Annotated in this window: 15 protein-coding genes; 3 read left to right on the top strand and 12 right to left on the bottom strand. The window is 71.5% G+C overall.

Annotated elements, in window-relative coordinates; all coding sequences use genetic code 11:
* Window positions 1-51 precede the first annotated feature (51 nt).
* The 7 genes from ABZ818_RS11965 to ABZ818_RS11935 form a co-directional block, all read right to left on the bottom strand.
* Window positions 52-2,112, bottom strand: a complete 2,061-nt coding sequence (locus ABZ818_RS11965) for a restriction endonuclease (RefSeq protein WP_361413075.1) — start codon at window positions 2,110-2,112, stop codon at window positions 52-54.
* Window positions 2,113-2,278: 166 nt separating this feature from the next.
* Window positions 2,279-2,791 (bottom strand): hypothetical protein, encoded by a 513-nt coding sequence (locus ABZ818_RS11960; RefSeq protein ID WP_361413074.1) that lies wholly within the window; start codon window positions 2,789-2,791, stop codon window positions 2,279-2,281.
* Window positions 2,792-2,977: 186 nt separating this feature from the next.
* Window positions 2,978-6,211: a S8 family serine peptidase gene (locus tag ABZ818_RS11955; protein ID WP_361413232.1), complete on the bottom strand. Its 3,234-nt coding sequence runs from the start codon at window positions 6,209-6,211 to the stop codon at window positions 2,978-2,980.
* Window positions 6,212-6,435: 224 nt separating this feature from the next.
* The gene (locus tag ABZ818_RS11950; protein WP_361413073.1) at window positions 6,436-7,119 is read right to left on the bottom strand and encodes an ABC transporter ATP-binding protein; all 684 of its coding nucleotides are present in this window, start codon (window positions 7,117-7,119) and stop codon (window positions 6,436-6,438) included.
* Between the two features lie 69 nt (window positions 7,120-7,188).
* Window positions 7,189-8,637, bottom strand: coding sequence for an ABC transporter permease (locus ABZ818_RS11945; protein WP_361413072.1), 1,449 nt, complete (start codon window positions 8,635-8,637; stop codon window positions 7,189-7,191).
* A 112-nt stretch (window positions 8,638-8,749) separates the two neighbouring features.
* The gene (locus tag ABZ818_RS11940; protein ID WP_361413071.1) at window positions 8,750-9,994 is read right to left on the bottom strand and encodes an Ig-like domain-containing protein; all 1,245 of its coding nucleotides are present in this window, start codon (window positions 9,992-9,994) and stop codon (window positions 8,750-8,752) included.
* 220 nt (window positions 9,995-10,214) lie between these two features.
* Window positions 10,215-10,619, bottom strand: a complete 405-nt coding sequence (locus tag ABZ818_RS11935) for a hypothetical protein (protein ID WP_361413070.1) — start codon at window positions 10,617-10,619, stop codon at window positions 10,215-10,217.
* 109 nt (window positions 10,620-10,728) lie between these two features.
* Between ABZ818_RS11935 and ABZ818_RS11930 the strand changes: the two genes are divergently transcribed.
* Window positions 10,729-11,064 carry an LAETG motif-containing sortase-dependent surface protein gene (locus ABZ818_RS11930; RefSeq protein ID WP_361413069.1) on the top strand — a complete coding sequence of 112 codons (336 nt, stop codon included), beginning with the start codon at window positions 10,729-10,731 and terminating at the stop codon, window positions 11,062-11,064.
* A gap of 42 nt (window positions 11,065-11,106) precedes the next feature.
* Here ABZ818_RS11930 and hutH read toward each other — a convergent pair whose 3' ends face one another.
* The 3 genes from hutH to ABZ818_RS11915 all read right to left on the bottom strand — a co-directional run bounded on the left by hutH (window position 11,107) and on the right by ABZ818_RS11915 (window position 15,431).
* On the bottom strand, window positions 11,107-12,645 hold the full coding sequence (hutH, locus tag ABZ818_RS11925) for a histidine ammonia-lyase (protein ID WP_361413230.1): 1,539 nt from the start codon (window positions 12,643-12,645) through the stop codon (window positions 11,107-11,109).
* Window positions 12,646-12,741: 96 nt separating this feature from the next.
* A complete protein-coding gene (locus ABZ818_RS11920; RefSeq protein WP_361413068.1) occupies window positions 12,742-13,893 on the bottom strand; it encodes a GGDEF domain-containing protein in 1,152 nt (383 codons plus the stop codon).
* Between the two features lie 743 nt (window positions 13,894-14,636).
* Complete coding sequence (locus tag ABZ818_RS11915; RefSeq protein ID WP_361413067.1) at window positions 14,637-15,431, bottom strand: enoyl-CoA hydratase-related protein; 795 nt, start codon at window positions 15,429-15,431, stop codon at window positions 14,637-14,639.
* A gap of 227 nt (window positions 15,432-15,658) precedes the next feature.
* Here ABZ818_RS11915 and ABZ818_RS11910 point away from each other — a divergent pair, with 227 nt between their 5' ends.
* On the top strand, window positions 15,659-16,402 hold the full coding sequence (locus ABZ818_RS11910; protein WP_361413066.1) for a hypothetical protein: 744 nt from the start codon (window positions 15,659-15,661) through the stop codon (window positions 16,400-16,402).
* 19 nt (window positions 16,403-16,421) lie between these two features.
* Here ABZ818_RS11910 and ABZ818_RS11905 read toward each other — a convergent pair whose 3' ends face one another.
* Window positions 16,422-17,585 carry an adenylate/guanylate cyclase domain-containing protein gene (locus tag ABZ818_RS11905; protein WP_361413065.1) on the bottom strand — a complete coding sequence of 388 codons (1,164 nt, stop codon included), beginning with the start codon at window positions 17,583-17,585 and terminating at the stop codon, window positions 16,422-16,424.
* A 116-nt stretch (window positions 17,586-17,701) separates the two neighbouring features.
* Complete coding sequence (locus ABZ818_RS11900; protein WP_361413064.1) at window positions 17,702-18,586, bottom strand: biotin--[acetyl-CoA-carboxylase] ligase; 885 nt, start codon at window positions 18,584-18,586, stop codon at window positions 17,702-17,704.
* Window positions 18,587-18,697: 111 nt separating this feature from the next.
* Here ABZ818_RS11900 and ABZ818_RS11895 point away from each other — a divergent pair.
* The coding region (locus tag ABZ818_RS11895) for a carboxyl transferase domain-containing protein (protein WP_361413063.1) at window positions 18,698-19,269 on the top strand (572 nt) is incomplete at its 3' end.

Here is a 19,269-nt window from a genome sequence, read left to right as displayed (position 1 = left end):
GGCGCCGAGGTGAAGGCGGGGCAGATCTTCGAACTGCCCCGCCCACTGGTTCTACTCCACCTCGATGCCGAAGTCCTGGACGAGCTCTTCCAGGCCGCCCGTGTAGCCCCTGCCGCCCAGGACGAAGTCCCAGTCACCGTTGGGCCTGCGGCGGAAGGAGCCGAGTACCAGGGCGGTTTCGTGGGGGCGGCCGTCGGAGACTTCCAGGCGTCCCAGCTCGGCCAGCCTCGGGTCGAGCAGGCGGATGGAGGCATCCGTGAAGCCCGAGAGGTCGGCGTCCGGGTTGACCTCCGGGTCGATGGCGGCCACGAGTACGAATCGGTCCGCCTCGGCCGGCAGCGCGTCGAAGGAGACGCAGATGGCGGCCTTGTCGGGTGCGTTGGCGGGAAGGGCGCGCACGGAGCCGTCCGGTGTCCGCGGGTTGTTGAAGAAGACGAAGTGGTCGTCGCTGAGGACACGGTTGCCACGGCAGACGAGAGCGCACACGTCCAGGGCGACGCTTCCGGTCCACGACATGCCCAGGACGTTGTGGTCGTCGGGCAGCCCAGTGTCCGCGACCGCCGGCGTCGGCTGAGCCGCGGATTGACGGGCGCCATCGCCCAGGCGTCCGCGCAGCCCATGGCGGTGCAGCAGGTCGACGAGTTCGGTTCCCGGGATCAGTTCCAGCGGCTTGCCGTTGGCGAAGGTGTGTGAGCAGGGGCCGAACCTCGACGTCGTGACGAGCACGCCCTTGTTCGCGCCGACGTCCTGCACGGTCCCGTACAGGTCGCGCACGGCGGTGGGCGGCACCGTGTTCCGGTAGCGCTTGACCTGGACGACGATCTTGCCGCCGCGGATCGGTGCCGGATCCAGCGCGTCGACGTCCACTCCGCCGTCGTTCGAGCGTTGGGTGGTGACTGCCTGCATCCCCATGGCCCGGAAGAGATCGGCAACGAGATCCTCGAAGGCGATCGGATCCATCTCGTACAGGTCGGGTTCCTCATTGCTGCCATGCGTGACGACACGGTTCCCCACCTCCTGCGGCCGGCGGCTCGGCCGTACCGGAGTGAGTTGGTCGGGGCGGGCCGAGAGTTGCCCGCGCAGCGCATCGGCCAGGCAGCTGCAGGCGTCCACCTGCGCCAAGTGCAGATCGCGGAACGTCGAGCGCGGGGCCATGACGGTCGCCAGGTAGATGTTGCCCGGCCGGCCCGTCGTGGGGTCGTGTCCGTCCACGAAGCCGTTCAAGGTTACCGACTCGAGCGCGCCCAGCTCGTCCGCGGCGAAGAGTTCGTGCAGGACGAGCAGCGCGCACTGCGCCAGAACCTCCCGGTAAAGGGCCCTGCGCTGAGTCACCGGCCGGGCGGTCTCCTTGTCCTGGTCCGTCGCGGACACGTACCGGACGGACTTGACCTCGGGGACGACGCCGTAGGCGGGCAGCTCCCAGTCCAGCACCAACTGTCCGGCTGCCGCGTCGTACGCCGCCGCCACCTGGCGTGGGAAACCCTCCGGCCACGCGGTCGACGCGTAGAGAGCGGCGGAGAAGTACTCGACCACGGCGTCGGGATCGCGGCGGCTCACTCCCTCGGTCAGCTCGGCGATGCCGGCGTTGTGCCGCCGCACATCGGCCAGTTGGGCGTCGGCCCACTGCTGGTACTCCCGCTGGTACGTCGCCAACTGCTGCTGCCGCTGCGCCTCCGCCGCCTGCGCCGCGTGCCAGTCCCGCTCGAAGCGCGCCCGAACTTCGGCCTGCGCCTGTGCCCGGCGACTGGCAGTCCACCCGCCCTGCGCCTGGTAGTGATCGGAATTCGGCATGGGCACGGACTGCGCCAGTGGGCCTGGAACGAAGGGCTCGATCTCTTCACGGCGCGTGAGAGAGGAAGCCCTGAATGCGGGAGCCTGACAGCCCGAGGCGAGAAGGCCTTGCAGGGACGCAACCTGTGCGTCGAGTTCCTCGGTACGGCGTCGGGCCTCTGCCTGCCTGTACTCGCGGTGACTCTGTGCGGCTCGCCGCTGATGGGCACGTGCCTGTTGCGCTTCTTGTCGCCGCCGTCGGGCTTCGGCCTCCATCTGGCGCTGCTGCTGCCTCTGCATCTCAGCCCAGACACCGACCAAGCCATTGGAACGACGACTCATGTGTTGCGGGCCCTCCCCGAGGCACTCTGGCTGTCCCCACAACCAGTTGTAACGGGACGACTCTATCCAGCGATGGCCGTCTCGCACATCCGCCCGGCAGGAGCATCCCGCTCAGTCGTCGCCCCTTTCCAGAGTCCCGCACAGGGACGGCCCGACTCCGCACGCCTCAGTCCCGCACCCCCAGGTCCTCCCGCATCATCCTGCGCATCGCCGACAGGCGCGGTTCGGCCTCCTTCAGGTCGAGCAGGGCCTGCTCCGCGCTCTCGCCCTCCCCGGCCAGGCCCCGGTCGAGGCGCTTGGCCGCGGCGTCGACGCCCGCGAGGACCTCGTTCACCGCCCGCGAGGCGCTCAGGATCCGCTCGGGCACCACCATCTGGGCCTCGGCATAGCGGTCGCGGTGGTCGCGCCGCACCTCCTCCAGCCGGCCGCGGTCCTCTTCCGAGTACACGCCGTCGCGGATGCGGTGCAGGGCGTCCTTGAGGAGCGTGTGGAACTGGCGCGAGGCCCGGTTCATCGCCGTGTACGCGTCGCGGCGTTCCTCGAACCGCCGTCCGCGTTCCGCCGCCTCGGCCTCTTCCGCGCGCCCGCGTGCGGTCAGCCGCTGGCTGAGTACGGGCGCGAAGAGCGTACCGAGGACGCCGACGACGGCGGTGATCATCGCGGTCAGTTCGGCTGTCATGGCCACGACTCTAGGCCAACCGAGGCGCGACGAGGCGTGATGAACCCGTTCTTGTTCCCGGTCCCGGTCCCCAGCTCGGGAACGAAAACGGCCCGCCGGAAGCCATGCTTCCGGCGGGCCGCTCGTTCTCCATGGGCTGTCAGGCTGTCAGGCCCGTCGGCCCATCAAGGGCCGTCGACTACCGGCTCACTTGCCGTAGTACGCACCGTAGATCGCGACCGTGGACACGTTGCCCTTCTTGTCCGTGATCTTGGCCTTGTAGGAGATCGCCTTCCCCTTCGCCGGGTTCTTGACGGTGATCTTGCCCTTCGTGACGGTGACCTTCTTCCAGGTCTTGCCGCTGTTGTACGACACCCAGACGCTCAGCGACTTGAGGTTCTTGCCCGCGGCCGCGCCCTCCACGGTGACCGGGAAGGTGGCCTTCTTGCCCGCCGGGACACGGTTGTCCAGGCCGGTGCCCGCCTTGAAGCGGAGCATGGAGGCCGGCAGCTGGACCTCTGCCCGGCCGGACGGCTTCTTGGAACGGAACGTCCAGCTCGCGTCGACGCGGGTGGAGGCGTTCGCGACCTTGGCGCTGCGCTTGACCGAGGTGGTCAGCCGGTACTGGGCGTCACCCGCGGTCACGATGAAGGGCTCGTCCCCGAACATCGGGTCCTTGTTGGAGGCGACCTTCTTGCCGTTGCGGTACAGGGTCGTGTTCGCCGAGGTGAACGTCGAGAGGCCCCAGTGCGCCTGGGAGTCGGAGAACAGCGGCAGGGCGCCGTAGAGCTCGTTCCCATAGCGGAAGATGCCGTAGTTCCGGCTCAGGTGGGGACCGAACACCGCCCTGTTGAAGGTGTTGGTGTAGGTCTTGCCGCCCTTGTAGGTCTTCAGGGCGTCGGACGCGTACAGCGCCTCGGTGATCGGCAGGCCCTTCTTGTCGTGGCCGCGGAACTGCTCCATGAACAGGCCCCACATGATGCCGTTGCCGGTCGACAGGTACAGCGTCCGCGTACCCGGCAGCTTCTGCTCGATGCTGTCCGTGACGACGATGCTGTCGGGGAGCATGCCCAACGGCGTGACGGCGCCGGTCTTGCCGGAGGCGCCCGCGCCCACGTTGTTCTTCACCGTGGCGAGCTCACGCGCGGCGTAGTGGCGGACCTTGCCGCCCTGGAACCGCTTGACCGTCGCGGAGGTCGCCACGTCGTACTCGGCCTTCGCGCCCTTGGTCCACTGGCCGCTCCAGGCCTGGGTGAGCCCGGTGACGTCGCCGCCCACGGAGCCGGTGCGCAGCTCGGACCAGGAGCCGACGACCATGGAGAGGCTGATCATCGCCGGGTCGTAGACGTAGCCGATCGTCCCGATGTGCTGCCGTGCGGTCTTGTCCGGCACGGTGATGTCGGCCTTCTTGGCGTTGCGGGCGTCGACCGTGACCGTGACGTTCCCGGTGACGGTCAGCTTCGGCTGGACCAGCCAGTCCAGGCCGCCCTTGAAGGTGGTGAAGTCCTTCGCGATCCAGGCGTCCAGCAGGTAGGTGCCCTTGGGCACGCGCACGGTCGACGTGCCGGATCCCGCGGGCACCTGGTAGGCGCGGTCCGCGCCGAGGCCGGTGTAGCCGAACAGGACCGTGTCGTAGCCGGTGGCGGGCTTCCCGTCCCGGCCGATGTGCTTGACGGTGACGTCGTACGACTCGACCTCGCGCTGCACGGCCGCGGCCGTGCGGACGGTCTGCCCGCCCCCGGTCGCCGTCACGTACGCCGAGTACGCGCCGTCCAGGGTGCCGCCCAGCCGGGTGTTCACGGTCAGGTCGACGGAGGCCTTGTCTCCGGCCGGGACCGTCACCTCGGTCGCGCCCAGCGTGAAGAAACCGGCCGGGGCGGGCTCACCGTTGGGGCCGGTGGGCGTCATGGCCAGGCTGAACGTGACGTCCTCGGTGCCGAGGTTGCGGTAGGTCAGCTGCTTGGTGACCGGCTCGTCGTCGGTGTGCGGCCAGGCCTGGATGCCGAAGCTCACCGACACCGGGTCTGCGATCACGGTCTGCTGGATCGCCTTGTCGACGGCGATACGGCCGGCGCCCTGCTCGAAGGGGGTGTACGGGCCGCCCTTGGCGGAGCCGGCCAGCGCGCCCTTCAGCTCGACGTAACCCCAGTCGGGATGCTGCTGCTTGAGGAGCGCGGCGGCACCGGCGACGTGCGGGGTCGCCATCGAGGTGCCCTCGATGGTCAGGTAGCCGGCCGGGTTCTCGCCGACCTCCTTGCCGATCAGGCTGTTCTTGGCCGCGGCGGCGGTGATGGCCACGCCCGGCGCGGTGACGTCGGGCTTGATGGCGCCGTCGCCCAGACGCGGGCCGGTGGAGGAGAAGTCGGCGAACCGGTCCTTCTTGTCGACGGCGCCGACGGTGAGGGCGGAGTCGGCGCTGCCGGGCGAACCGAGCGTCTCGGGGCCCTCGTTGCCCGCGGCGATCGCGAAGAGGATGCCCTTCTCGGCGGAGAGCTTGTCGACCTGCGCCTCCAGCGGGTCGACTCCGGGGGTGTCCGGGCCGCCGAGGCTGAGGTTGACGATGTCGGCGCCCTGCTGGGCCGCCCACTCCATACCAGCCAGGATGCCGGAGTCGTCGCCGTAGCCGTCGTCGTCGAGGACCTTGCCGTTGAGGATCTTGGCGCCGGGCGCCACGCCCTTGTACTTGCCGCCCGACTTGGCGCCGGTGCCCGCCGCGATGGAGGCGACATGGGTGCCGTGGCCGAAGCGGTCGGTCGTGCTGGCGGCGGTGGAGAAGTTCTTGGCCGCCACCACCTGGGACTTCAGATCGTCGTGGGTGGCGTCGACACCGGTGTCCAGGACGGCGATCTTCACGCCCTTGCCGGTGTAGCCGGTCTGCCAGGCCTTCGGCGCGCCGATCTGCGGCACGGACTTGTCGAGGTTGACCTTGCGGACGCCGTCGAGCCAGATGTGCGCGATGCCGGCGCTGGTCCGGTCCCCCCTGGTGAGGGCCTTCCACAGCTCGGGCGTGTCCTTGAGGGGCGTCTGCACCGCGTCGGCGTTCAGCGTCTTCAGGGCCCGGCGCAGGGTGCCGGCCTCGCGGACGTCGGCCCGGGCGGTGGTGGCCGCGCCCTGGTAGCCGACGATGACCTTCAGGCCGTTCTTGAGCGACCTGCGGGTGGCGGACTTGTTCAACTCGGTGATGTCGAACAGGCGTTGGTCCAGCTTGCCGGAGGCGATCAGACGGGACGCGTCGGCCGGTACGACGAGGGTGTGTCCGCCCGTCCGGCGGACCTGCACGGGTATCTGCTCGCGGCCCTCGGCCCGGTGCAGGCCGACCACGCGCCCCTTGGCGTCCACGGTGACCCGGTCGCCGGTGATGAGAGTGACGGTGCGCTGGGCCGTGGGCCCGGCGGCGTGGGCCGAGCGCTGCTCGGGCCCCGCCGAGGCGGGGCTGGTCATACCCGCGGCGAGGGCGACGGCCGCCGCAGCGGCGACCGTGCCCACGCACGCTCTTTTCACTTGTCTGCGCAAAACTCCCCCTGGAAACAGAGTGCCGAGCGGATTCCCTGTCCACTCGGCCGGGGCAAGGCTCGCACAAGTGCGCTACACCCCCACCCCCGGAAGACGAAGTATGCCGGGGGGTGATCAACTGCTCAATACCAGGGTGCGGTTGGGCCTCCTCCTCAGGCGCCCGCGTTCTCCTTGACGGTGATGCGGCCCTTGCGGATGGTCGCAACGCGCGGGGCCTTCCTCGCGATGGCGGAGTCGTGGGTGACCATGACGAACGTCAGCCCGTGCTCCTTCCACATGCGTTCCAGTACGTCCATGATCTCGTCGCGCATGGACTCGTCGAGGTTTCCGGTGGGTTCGTCGGCGAGCAGCACCTTCGGCTGCTTGACCAGGGCGCGGGCGATGGCGACGCGCTGCTGCTGGCCGCCGGACATCTCGGACGGCAGGTGCCCGAGCCGCTCGCCGAGCCCGACCGACTCCAGTGCCTCGGCGGCCCGTTCGCGCCGTTCGGCGGCCTTGAAGCCGAGTGGGACGAGGGCGGTCTCGACGTTCTCCTGCGCGGTCAGGGTCGGGATCAGGTTGAAGGACTGGAAGACGAAGCCGATGCTCTCGCTGCGCACCCGGGTGAGCCGGGCCTCGGGCAGCTTCGCCAGGTCGGTGCCGTCGAGGACGACCTGGCCGGAGGTGGGCCGGTCCAGGCCGCCCAGCATCTGCAGCAGCGTCGACTTGCCGCCGCCGGTGGGGCCCTGGATGACCAGCCGGTCGCCGTCGCCGATGGTCAGGTCGACCTCGTCGAGGGCGCGGACGACCTCCTTGCCCCGGGTGTAGTGCTTGGTGACGCCGGTGAGTTCGTACATGGGGGAACAGCTCCTGGGATGCGTGGAGAAGTTGGGCCGACGGCCCTCTGGGTCGCGGCGGGCGGCGCGCTACTCGACGCGCCGCAGGGCGTCGGCCGGGCGCAGCCGGGAGGCCCGCCAGCCGCCGAACGCGCCCGCTATCAGGCCGCCGGCCACGGCGAGGCCGACCGCGAGGACGATGGTGGTGAGGCTGACCGGCGCGGTCAGCGCGACCTCCAGGGACTTCGCGGCCTGCCGGCCGGGTCCGCCGAGGCCCCCGCCGCCGCGGAAGACGCCCTCGCCGCCCGGGCCGCCACCGGAACCACCCAGCTGCGCCTGAAGCGTCGGACTGATCGCGGTCACCGCGTACGCGCCCGCCAGGCCGAGCGCGATCCCGAGGACGCCACCGACCAGGCCGTTGACGACGGCCTCGCCGACCACCTGCCGGGTCACCCGGCCCGACTTCCAGCCCAGTGCCTTGAGCGTGCCGAACTCGCGCACCCGCCGGGAGACCGCCGAGGAGGTCAGCAGGCCGGCGACGAGGAAAGCGGCCACGAGCACCGCGATGGACAGCCACTTGCCGACGGTGGTGGCCAGGTCGGCGGCGGTGGACAGGGAGCCGGAGACGGTCTTGGCCAGGTCGGCGGAGGTGGTGACCGTGGTTCCCGGGACGTTCTTCTGGATGGCGCTCTTGACGGCGTCGATCTGCTGGGAGTCGGCCGCCTTGACGTAGATCGTGGTGACCTTGTCCTTGTCGCCGCTGAGGGTCTGCGCCTGCTTCAGCGGGATGTACAGGTTGGCCGCCGCGTCCCCGCTGCTCGCGGTGGCGATGCCGATGACCTCGTACTTGACGCCCTTGGTGGTGACGCTGCCACCGACCTTGAGCTTCTTCTCCTTGGCGTACGCCGAGTCGGCGACGGCGACCTTGGCGTCGGTCTCGCCGGACTCGAAGGTGCGGCCGTCGGTGATCTTCGAGGAGGTCAGCGGGCCGAGCTCCGGCCGGGTGACGTCGGTGCCGTAGACCGTGTACTGGTTGACGTCGAAGTCGGCGCCGCCGCCCATGACCCGGCCCTGTGGCCCGGAGCCGGGCGCCCCGCGCGTCTCGCCGCCGCCGCCTTGCTGGAACTGGCCGCGGCTGAACTGGCCGTTGACCCTCACCACGTTGAGGCTGAGCCCGCCGACCGCGGAGGAGACACCCTGCTGGTCCGCCACCTTGGTGACCGTGGAGGCGGACAGGGTGGTGAAGCCCTGCGCCATGACCCGGTCACTGCTCTGCTCGCCCTCGTCGCCGTTCTCCTTGGCATCGAACTTGAAGCGCGGGCGCGAGTCGCCGGACGTCGGCGTGGCCGCCTTGCTGACGGTCATGTCCGTGCCCAGCCCGTACAGCGACTGCAGGACCTTGTCCTGCGCCCTGCCCATGCCGTTGGACACGGAGTTGACCACGATGACCAGCGCGATGCCCAGCGCGAGGCCGGAGGCGACGACGAGAGCCGCCTTTCGACGGCGGCGCAGCTCGCGCCTCAGGTAGGTGAAGAACATGCGCCGACGGTAGGAGCGCCGCCTGATGAGGTCTTGAGGCCGTCATAAGAGAAGCATGAGAAGACCGGTGCGTCCCCGAGGGGCGGCACCGGTCTTCACGGGCAAGCGGTCGTCAGGCGGCCGAATCGGCCTTCCACTGCGCCCAGCTCATGTTCCAGCCGTTGAGGCCGTTGTCCGGGGCGACGGTCTTGTCGCCGGTGTTCTGGACGACGACGACGTCACCGACCATCGAGTTGTCGAAGAACCACGAGCCCGGCGTGTTCGGGTCGTTCGCGCCCTTCTTGTCCTGCAGGCCGACACAGCCGTGGCTGGTGTTGACGTTGCCGAAGACGCCCGGCCCGCCCCAGTAGTTGCCGTGGATGAAGGTGCCGGAGTTGGTCAGGCGCATGGCGTGCGGCACGTCCTTGATGTCGTACTCGCCCTTGCCGTCGTCGTCGGTGAAACCGACCGTCGCGCCGTTCATCCGGGTCTCCTTGAACTTCTCGGAGATCACCATCCGGCCTTCGTACGTCTTGTTCTCGGGCGACCCCGCGGAGATCGGGATGGTCTTGACGACCTTTCCGTTCCGCGTGACCTTCATCTGCTTGGTCTTCGCGTCGACGTAGGAGACCTGGTTGCGGCCGATGTTGAAGGTGACCGTCTTCTGCTGGACGCCGTAGACGCCCTGGGCGCCCTCGACGCCGTCGAGGTCGAGCTTCAGCGTGACGGTGGAGTTCTCCTGCCAGTACTGCTCGGGACGGCAGTCCATGCGCTGCACACCGAACCAGTGGCAGGCGACCTCCTGGCCGCTGGAGGAGGTGACGGTGATGCCCTTCTGGACGGCCGCCTTGTTGGTGATCGCCTTGTCGAAGTTGATCGAGACGGGCATGCCGACGCCGACCGTGGTGCCGTTGTCCGGGTTGAAGGAACCGATGAAGCTGTGCGCCGGGGCGACCGTGGTGAAGGAGGCGTTCTCGTGAGCGGCCCGGCCCTTGGCGTCGGTGGCGCTCGCGGCGACCTTGTAGGTGGTGGCGCGCTGGAGTTGGGCGTCGGGCTTCCAGCTCTTCTTGTCGGCCGATATCTGCCCCTCGACGGCCGTACCGTCGGCCGTCGTCATGGTGACCTTCGTCAGCGTGCCCTTGGCAACGATCACGGCAGCGGAGTTGTTGATCGAGGCGTTGTCGGAGCCGTCCGCTGGTGTGATCTTGATCTGGGCCTCCGACGACTCCTCGGCCGCGGCCTTGTCGGCCTTGGCCTGCGAGGTGTCGCCACCGCCGTCGGTCGCGTCGCTGCTGCCGGAACAGCCCGTGAGCACCAGTACACCGCCGAGCAGTGCGGACGCGGCCGTCAGGCGCTTGCGCCGCTTACTGTTCGTCATCACACGCTTCTCCATCGTTGGCGAGTCCCAAAACCCCTCGAGGCCCCCGTCGCGAGTCCTCAACGCTACGACCGTTTCGTCCCGTTCCCACGTCGTGGAAATGTGGGACTCGCCACGTCCGCCGTAGCGGACGGTGCGCTGCCCGGCCTGCACGTTGCCTGAGACGACGAAACCCCGGACGTCGGTTGCGGCCGGGGTCGCCGATGTGATCCGAGAGACGTCAGCCGGAGTGTCCGGCGCCGCCCACCTTCTCGTCGTCCCCGTCCTCGTCGCCCTCGTCGCCTTCCTCGTCGACTTCCTCGTCGTCATCATCCTCGCCGAACTCCCAGTCGGGCGAATCCGGGTCGTACGCGATGGGTTCGCTCGACCAGGAGGCCTGCTGGAGTTCCACCCCCGGCACCTCGCCGACCAGGTCGAACGGATCGACCAGGTACGCCAGGGCCTCGGCGGTGTCTTCCGTCACAGCGCCCTCGGCGTGCGCCCGCTCCGCGGGGTCCAGTTCGCCGTCCTCGATGTGCTCGGCGATCCGGCTGCGGGCCGCCCCGATGACGGCGTCCTCGTCCTCGATCTCGAGGACGAGCTCGACACTGAGGCGTACAAAACGTGAAGTCTCTGGAGTGCTCATGGTCGGAGGGTACGGCTCAAACGTCCCGTGACTTTCCTGTGACCCGCGACGTTCACTAACATCGCCCCACACGGCCAATTCGCCAGCGCCACAAGGGGATCGATATTCCGTGTCATCCGCTCGCCGTACGTTGCTGACCGCCACCGCCGCAGGCACCCTGCTGGGCGCCCTGTGGTTCGTCCCCTCCGCGGACGCGTCGGTGGGCACTCCGGCGAGAGGGGCGGGCCCGGCGGTACCGACCGCCCAGGTCACGGAGCAGGGGCGGCCCGCATCGGCGGCGGAGACGTCCGGCGCCCGGGAGGACGCCTCCGCCGGGAGCGGGACCGAACTCGCCGACACCGGAAGCATCGACACCACTCCGTACGTCGCCGGCGGCACCACGCTCCTCATACTGGGCGCCGGCTTCGTGGTCTACTCCGTGCGCCGGGAGCGCCTGGGCTTCTGAACCCGCCCGGCGCTCCCTCGACTTGACCCCCGGCCCACCGTCCTACTGGAGCGGGCCGGTGACGGTCTCGGCCGCCGCGACGAGCCGGCCGTCCGCCACGAAGGCGTCCGCGGCGGCGAGGTCGGGCGCGAGGAAGCGGTCCGGACCCGGTCCCTCAACGCCCGCCTCGCGAGCGGCGTCGATGACCGCCCGGCTCGCCGGAGCCGGGGTCAGGCCCTCGCGCAGCTGAACGGCGCGCGCGGCGGCGTACAGCTCGACCGCGATGATCCGGTTCAGGTTGCCGACGGCCGTGCGCAGCTTGCGCGCCGCCGACCAGCCCATGGAGACGTGGTCCTCCTGCATGGCGGAGGACGGGATGGAGTCGGCGGACGCCGGTACGGCGAGCCGCTTCATCTCGCTGACCAGCGCGGCCTGCGTGTACTGGGCGATCATCAGGCCCGAGTCGACGCCGGCGTCGTCGGCGAGGAACGGCGGCAGGCCGTGGCTGCGGTTCTTGTCGAGCAGCCGGTCGGTACGGCGCTCGGCGATCGAGCCGAGGTCGGCTGCGGCGATGGCGAGGAAGTCCAGCACATAGGCGACCGGGGCGCCGTGGAAGTTGCCGTTGGACTCCACCCGGCCGTCGGGCAGGACGACGGGGTTGTCCACGGCGGAGGCGAGTTCCCGCTCGGCGACCAGCCGGGCGTACGCGAGGGTGTCCCGGCCGGCGCCGGCGACCTGCGGGGCGCACCGCACGGAGTAGGCGTCCTGGACTCGGGGCGCGTCGCCCTGGTGGTGCCCGGTGAGGCCGGAACCCTTGAGCACGGCCAGCATGTTGGCGGCGGAGGCGCCCTGTCCCGGGTGCGGGCGGATGGCGTGCAGCTCGGGGGCGAGGACCTTGTCCGTGCCGAGCAGGGCCTCCAGGCTGAGGGCGGCGGTGATGTCGGCGGACTTGTACAGGGTGTCGAGGTCGGCGAGGGCCATGATCAGCATGCCGAGCATGCCGTCGGTGCCGTTGAGGAGGGCCAGGCCCTCCTTCTCGCGCAGTTCGACGGGCTGGATGCCGTGCTCGGCGAGCAGCTCGGCGGCGGGGCGTACGACGCCGTCGGGGCTCTCCGCGTCACCCTCGCCCATGAGGGTGAGGGCGCAGTGGGACAGCGGGGCGAGGTCGCCGGAGCAGCCGAGGGAGCCGTACTCGTGCACGACCGGGGTGATGCCGGCGTTGAGCACGTCGGCCATGGTCTGCGCGACCTCGGGGCGTACGCCGGTGTGCCCGGAACACACGGTCTTCAGCCGCAGGAACATCAGCGCCCGCACGACCTCGCGCTCGACCCGCGGGCCCATGCCGGCGGCGTGCGAGCGGACGATGTTGCGCTGGAGCTGGGTGCGCAGCTCCTGACTGATGTGCCGGGTCGCCAGGGCGCCGAAGCCGGTGCTGACGCCGTAGACGGGTTCGGGCTTGGCCGCCAGCGCGTCCACGATCTCCCGGGCCGCCGTGAGGGCCGCCACCGCCTCGCCGGAGAGCTCGATACGGGCGCCGCCGCGCGCCACGGCGAGAACGTCGGACGCGGTGACCCCCGACGTCCCCACCACCACAGTATGCATATCCATATTCAGGAGCGTACGCAGTGAATGCGAAGATGTCACTAGTGGATGCCGGGAGCGGCTCTTACAACTCGCGGCCGAAATCCCCGGTGCCGGTCAGGGCCTGCGGCCCCGGAAGCGGCGCCGCTCCGCCGGGGCCGCCGGTGCGGGCGGGGGCGCGTCGACGAGGCGGACGACCGGGTCCTGCGCGCCCTCACGGCCGGCGACCACGGGCCGGTCGGCGCGCAGCGCCTTCGCCCGGTACTGGGCGGCGTCGGCGAGCCGGAACAGCCGCCGGGCCGACGGTACCGGCCGGATCGCGTGCTCCGTCGAGGCCACCCCGCAGGCGACGCCCTCGCCCAGCTCCAGCTCGGCCGCGCGCCGGCACAGCTCGTCGGCCGCCTTGATCACGTCGTCGGCCGAGGGGCCCACCGCGACCAGGCAGAACTCGTCGCCGCCGAGCCGTGCCACGAGGGCGCCCGGCACCATCGCGCCGCACAGCGACAGCACGGAGCCGAACCGTTCGAGGAGCCGGTCGCCGACGGCGTGGCCGAGGGTGTCGTTGACCTGCTTGAGTCCGTTGAGGTCGCAGACGACGAGGCTGACCACGACGCCGTCCGCGCGGTGCCGCTCGATCGCCTCGTCGAGCATCACGTCGACGGCACGGCGGTTGGCGAGTCCGGTCAGCGCGTCCGTGAACGCCAGCCGGCGGGCCTCCTCCAGCCGCTCGCTCTGGGCGAGCCCGGCGGCGACCACGGCGGCCAGCACGGTGGCGAAGTCGGCGTCGGAGCGGCCGAAGAGGGGGGTGCCGACCGGACGGGCGACGTAGAGCTCTCCCCAGGCGCGTCCGTGCTGCACGATCGGCGCGACCACACAGCAGCCGCGCCCTCGCCTGCGCAGCGCGGCGACGCGCTGGTGGCTGTAGCCGGGGTGACCCGCGGCCGCGCCGTCGGCGGTCTCCACCCAGGCGTCGGGTTCGCCGCCCGAGGCCCACCGCTCGTGCAGGAACTCGGTGATCTCCGGGAACTGGTGCACCGGGTAGGCCTCGCCCTCCGGGAACTCCGCCTCTTCGGGCGCCCGGTCCCCCACGTTCACCAGGACCCGCAGCCGGCCGTGCTCGCGCTCCCACACCGAGAGCGCGGCGAAGCTCCCCTCCAGCGCCCGGCACGCGCCGAGCGCCGCCGCCCGCCACGACTCACGCGAGGTCTGCGCCGCGGCCATCCCCTGCGCCAACGCCACGACGTCCGCCAGCCGCCTGTTCTCGCCCATCACCCCAGGCTAGGGATGTTTCAGATGAATCGAGACATTGGCCCACCTGCCAGTGCGCCGCACACGACTCCGCCGGGCCCACAGAATCCCACACGGGCTCACACGCCCCCGAACCCGCGAGGCACGGCGTCCGGGCCCCGGCCAGGCGCGGCTCGCCGAGCACGGCGGTCACGGCGAAGGGCAGGCGTAGGGCCGCAGGCCGTCCGGGCCCGGCAGACGGGCTCCCGCCCACTCCGGCCAGTGCGCGGCGCAGCCGCCGGCAGCCGCCGGACTGCCGACTCCCCGCCAGAGGCCGACCAGCCACCACCCGCCGACCACAGCGCCAGGCAGCCGCAGCCCGGCCAAGCACCACGACCACAGCCAGGCAGCCACAGCCCCTCCGACACGGCGGCCACACGGCCCGGCGGTCATGCCTGACGGCAAGCGGCCGCGGGCCGTCCGCGCCCGACGGCGGCACCGACCTCTACCGATCAGCGCACTGCACGGCTGCCCGCAGTCGCCGGACGCCGACTCCGGCTCGGCACCGGACAGCCGGCACCGCCGAGCACGACGGCAACAGCGTCGGGCCGCCGCAACCCGGCCGGTACCGCGGTCCCGCCGGACGGCAGGTGTGGGGGCGCGGGCCGTCCGTGCCCTGCGGTGGCGCCCGGCTTCTCCGGTCGGCACGGCGGTCGCCGGACCGTTCGGCGTCGAGTGGTCGCCGTCCCGGTCGGTGTGGGGGCGCAGTTGTCGCGAAGGGGTGGCTACTCTCCCGGCCAGTGCGGGGGGCGCTTTTCGTTGAAGGCTGCCACTCCCTCCGCGCGGTCCGCGGAGAAGGCCACCGAGCGCCAGGCCGCGTCCTCGACCTCCAGGCCGGCCCGCAGGTCGAGGCCGTGTCCGAGTCGCAGGGCGCGCTTGGCGGCGCGCAGTCCGACCGGCGAGTTCGCCGCCATCCGGGAGGCCAGTTCCAGGGCCTCCTCGCGGTCCCGGCCCTCCCCCACCAGGCGGTCCACGAGGCCCAGCTCGGCCGCCTCCGGCGCCTCCAGCCGTCGCGCCGTGAAGATCAGCTCGGCCGCCCGCGCGGCGCCCACCCGCCGGGGCAGCAGCTGCGTACCGCCACCGCCGGGGATCACCCCCACCGAGACCTCGGGCAGCCCCACCACGGCCGTACGGTCGGCCACGATCACGTCGCAGGACAGAGCCAGCTCGAAGCCGCCGCCGAGCGCGAACCCGTGCACCGCGGCGACGGTCGGCATCGGCAGCTCCAGTACGCCGGTGTACGCCCCGCGCGCGACCGGGCGCTGGCGCACCAGGTCGGCGTCACTGAAGGAGTTGCGCTCCTTCAGGTCGGCGCCGACGCAGAACGCCCGCTCGTGCGAGGACGTCAGGACGACCACGCGCGCGTCCCGGTCGGCGGCGAGCGCCGCACACGCCCCTGCGATCGACCGGGCCATGTCCGTGGACACGGCGTTCATCGCCTTGGGCCGGTCCAGGACGAGCTCCGCGACGTAGTCGTGCCGTCGCACCAGCACGAACTCGCCGAACCGCTCCTCGCTCATGACACCCTCCTGGTTAACGCGGGTTAACAAGAAACCTGCCCCGATCATCGCAGCAGGGCCCGCACCGGGGAAGGGGCGGACGAGACACAGGCGCGGCCCCGTTGTCGAGACCCGGCCCCCCGTTCGAGTGACATCCTCGGCCAACTCCCGCCGAACCCCCATGAGAACGCATAACGTGCCTCCGCCATGGCGCATCGGGGGGCGCGAGCGCATCGGGGAGGACGGCGATGACGACGCACACGGCCAAAGTCCGGCAAAACGACAACAAGAACGACGGCGACAAGAACGACAACGGCGATCACTGCGACAGCGCAGGCATAGGCACCGGTGCCACGGCGGACGAGACCGCCGACGCATGGACGCCGCCCTGGGGCCCCCGTGCCCGCGGACGGCACCGCAGGCGCCGGCCGCGCAAGGCGCTGCTGGCCGCCGGTGGGCTCGCGGTGGCCGCCGGCGTGCTGAGCCTCGTAAGGCTGGCGCCCGAGTCCGGGCCGACCCACCTGGGCGCCGCGGAGGCCGAACCCCACGCGGCCCCGGGCCACGACTCGGGCGGCTCCGCCGGAACCCCCGCCGACACCTCCACCACGACCGGGGCAGGTCCGGCGACCGCGCCCTCGGCGACCGTCGCCCTGCACGGGGTGAGCGGCGCACCGGTCCCGGACGGAAGCGCCGTACCGGTGGCGTCCCCCTCCGCGGCGACGACTGCCACGGAGCCCTCGGCGCTCCCGGAGACCACGACCGTTCCCACGGCACTCCCCGAGGACCCGGACCCGCCGGAGTACCCGGAGCCCCCCGAGCACCCCGAGCCCACCACCGCACCACGGCCGTCCGCCAGCACGGCACCGGCTCCGCGCCCCGCACCGGCCCCGAGCCGGAGTACGCAGCCCCCGGCCCCGCCCTCCGGCGGGGGCGGCCTGTGCCTGCCGATCATCGGGCTGTGCGTCGGCGTCGAGGCCGTTCCCGGCCGCTGATCCGGACCGCGACCGCCGGTTACGGGGTCCCGTCGCTCCGCCGGGTGAGCAGCCAGGGCTCGACCACGCCCAGACCGCGCACCGGGCGCTGCCACATCGGCTGAAGGGCGAACCGGTACACCGGCGGCTCCTCGCCCTCCTTCTCCGCGGCCGCCGCGGCCTCGGCGGCCTCCGCCTCGGACGCCGGGGCGTCCCCGGTGCGGATCAGCTCCTCCGCGAACGCGCTGTCCACCAGGACGGCGTCACGCGGCGCTATCGAGGTGAGCCGGGAGGCGAGGTTGACGGTGGTGCCGAACACATCGCCCATACGAGTGGTCACCGTGCCGAACGCCATGCCCACCCGCAGCTCCGGCATCGTCTCGTCGTGGGCCATCGTCTCGACCAGCCGCAGCGCGATGTCCGCCGCCGTGCCGGCGTCGTCGGCGGCGTACAGCACCTCGTCGCCGAGCGTCTTGATGAGCCGTCCGCCGCGCGCGGCCACGAGGTCGGCCGAGGTCGTCTCGAACGCCTCGACCAGCTCGCCGAGCTCCTCCTCCTCCATGCGGCGGGTCAGCCGGGTGAAGCCGACGAGGTCCGCGAAGCCCACGGCCAGCCGCCGGTCGACCATCTCCTCGTCGTCGGCGGCCTGCACGACCCGGCCGGCCGAGGCGGCGAGCTGGCGGCGCCAGACGTAGACCAGGAACTCCTCCAGCTCGGGCAGCAGCAGCTCGACGATCGGGTACGTGACCTCGGTGCGGGTCATGCCGGGCTCGGGCGGCTCGGTCAGGCCCTCCAGGAAGGAGTCCATCTGCCATTCGGCCAGACGGGCGGTGGTCTGCCCGGTGGACCGGGCCACCTGCACGGCCATGGCCTCGCTGAGCAGCCCCGCCTCGACCAGACCGGCGAGCCGCCGCAGGGCCAGTACGTCGGCCTCCGTGAGCGCCTTGGCCTGCCCTATGTCGGCGAAGCCCATGGCCCGCCAGAAGCGGGAGGCCAGCTCCATGGAGACGCCGGCGCTGCGGGCCGCCTGGAACGGGGTGTAGCGCCGCTCCGCGCCCAGGATGAGCTGTTCGAGACGCAGCGCGAGTGGGTGTCCGCCGGATTCGGCGTCGTCGGAGTCCCCCTGCTCGAGCGAGGACGGGAATGGCGGAGGCTCCTCCCGGCCGTCCGCGTCCGCGCCGGAGCCCGTGTCGTCGACGGTCACGCCTGCTGCCCTTCCGATCTGCCACGGTCAGGTATCGACCGGCCTCAACTCTACGGCAGGTGTGCGCCAGCTCACTCCGTCAGGCTGGGCCGAGGGGCGAGCTGACCGGCACCGATTCACACGGGGCGCAGATGCACGATGTCGCCCGCGCCGACCGGCTCCTGCACCCCCTCGTCCGTGGCGATGACCAGCCGGCCGTCGCCGTCCACCGCGACCGCCTCCCCCACCAACGACCGGTCGCCCGGCAGTTCCGCCCGGACCACCCGCCCGAGCGTCGCACAGCCCGCCGCGTACGTCTCCTGGAGACCGCTCGCGGCCGGATCGCCTCCCACCGCCCGCCATCGGCCGTACCAGTCCTCCAGGGAGCGCAGGACCGCCCGCAGCAGCGGATCGCGGTCGGTGCTCACGGCTCCGGCGAGGGCGAGGGAGCCGGCCCGCGGGACGGGAAGCTCCTCCTGCCGCAGCGTGACGTTGACGCCGACGCCGATGACCACGGCGCCCTCGCCGGCCCGCTCGGCCAGGATGCCGCCGGCCTTGCGTTCCTCACCGCCGACGGTGACCAGCAGGTCGTTCGGCCACTTCAGCGCCGTGTCGACCCCGGCGGCCCGGGACAGGCCCGTGGCCACCGCGACGCCGGTGAGCAGCGGCAGCCAGCCCCAGCGGGCCACCGGCACCTCGCTGGGCCGCAGCAGCACCGAGAAGAACAGCCCGGAACGGGGCGGGGCCGTCCACCGGCGGTCCAGACGGCCCCGGGCGGAGGTCTGCTCCTCGGCGACCAGGACAGCACCCTCGGCGGCCTTCCCGGCGACGGCGCGGGCCACCAGGTCCGTGTTCGTGGAGCCCGTGCTCTGCACCACGTCCACCTCGGACCACAGCCCGTCCACCCGCACCAGCCCGCGCCGCAGGGCCCCGGCGTTCAGGGGCGGGCGGTCCAGGTCGGACCAGCGGCTGTCATGCGGCGTGTTGTCGGAGTTGCCGTCTGCTGCATCTCGGGGCGTCATGCAAGCCACCCTAGGTGTGGGAAACGCCGCACTGCCGAACGGCGGACCCCCTACTACGCTACGGATGAGTAACCGTCCCCCCTTGTGAGCAGGCAGGGAGCCGCGATCCCGATGTCCGAGCCGGAAGAGCGCCAAGAGATCGACATTCACACGACCGCGGGCAAGATCGCGGATCTTCAGCGCCGCGTCCTGGCAGCGACGCACGCCGGCTCCGAGCGTGCCGTGGAGAAGCAGCACGCCAAGGGGAAGCTGACGGCTCGCGAGCGGATCGAACTGCTGCTCGACGAGGGTTCGTTCGTCGAGCTGGACGAGTTCGCCCGGCACCGCTCCACCAACTTCGGCCTGGAGCAGAACCGCCCGTACGGGGACGGCGTCGTCACCGGCTACGGCATGGTCGACGGCCGCCCGGTCGCGGTGTTCTCGCAGGACTTCACGGTCTTCGGCGGAGCGCTCGGCGAGGTCTACGGGCAGAAGATCGTCAAGGTGATGGACTTCGCCCTGAAGACCGGCTGCCCGGTCATCGGGATCAACGACTCGGGCGGCGCCCGGATCCAGGAGGGGGTCGCCTCCCTCGGCGCGTACGGGGAGATCTTCCGCCGCAACACCCACGCCTCCGGGGTGATCCCGCAGATCAGCCTGGTCGTGGGCCCGTGCGCGGGCGGCGCGGTCTACTCGCCGGCGAT

This window comes from Streptomyces sp. NPDC047453 (assembly GCF_040643155.1).
In the GTDB taxonomy this organism is placed as follows: Bacteria; Actinomycetota; Actinomycetes; order Streptomycetales; family Streptomycetaceae; genus Streptomyces.
Note: the sequence above shows the minus strand (reverse complement) of the source record. Positions and strands in the feature narration are given on the sequence as shown.

What these genes read in the sequence shown, in the direction of transcription:
- ABZ818_RS11965 (WP_361413075.1), bottom strand. Translation starts at nt 2,112, where the DNA reads ATGAGTCGTCGTTCCAATGGCTTGGTCGGTGTCTGGGCTGAGATGCAG.
- ABZ818_RS11960 (WP_361413074.1), bottom strand. Translation starts at nt 2,791, where the DNA reads ATGACAGCCGAACTGACCGCGATGATCACCGCCGTCGTCGGCGTCCTC.
- ABZ818_RS11955 (WP_361413232.1), bottom strand. Translation starts at nt 6,211, where the DNA reads ATGACCAGCCCCGCCTCGGCGGGGCCCGAGCAGCGCTCGGCCCACGCC.
- ABZ818_RS11950 (WP_361413073.1), bottom strand. Translation starts at nt 7,119, where the DNA reads ATGTACGAACTCACCGGCGTCACCAAGCACTACACCCGGGGCAAGGAG.
- ABZ818_RS11945 (WP_361413072.1), bottom strand. Translation starts at nt 8,637, where the DNA reads ATGTTCTTCACCTACCTGAGGCGCGAGCTGCGCCGCCGTCGAAAGGCG.
- ABZ818_RS11940 (WP_361413071.1), bottom strand. Translation starts at nt 9,994, where the DNA reads ATGACGAACAGTAAGCGGCGCAAGCGCCTGACGGCCGCGTCCGCACTG.
- ABZ818_RS11935 (WP_361413070.1), bottom strand. Translation starts at nt 10,619, where the DNA reads ATGAGCACTCCAGAGACTTCACGTTTTGTACGCCTCAGTGTCGAGCTC.
- hutH (WP_361413230.1), bottom strand. Translation starts at nt 12,645, where the DNA reads ATGCATACTGTGGTGGTGGGGACGTCGGGGGTCACCGCGTCCGACGTT.
- ABZ818_RS11920 (WP_361413068.1), bottom strand. Translation starts at nt 13,893, where the DNA reads ATGGGCGAGAACAGGCGGCTGGCGGACGTCGTGGCGTTGGCGCAGGGG.
- ABZ818_RS11915 (WP_361413067.1), bottom strand. Translation starts at nt 15,431, where the DNA reads ATGAGCGAGGAGCGGTTCGGCGAGTTCGTGCTGGTGCGACGGCACGAC.
- ABZ818_RS11910 (WP_361413066.1), top strand. Translation starts at nt 15,659, where the DNA reads ATGACGACGCACACGGCCAAAGTCCGGCAAAACGACAACAAGAACGAC.
- ABZ818_RS11900 (WP_361413064.1), bottom strand. Translation starts at nt 18,586, where the DNA reads ATGACGCCCCGAGATGCAGCAGACGGCAACTCCGACAACACGCCGCAT.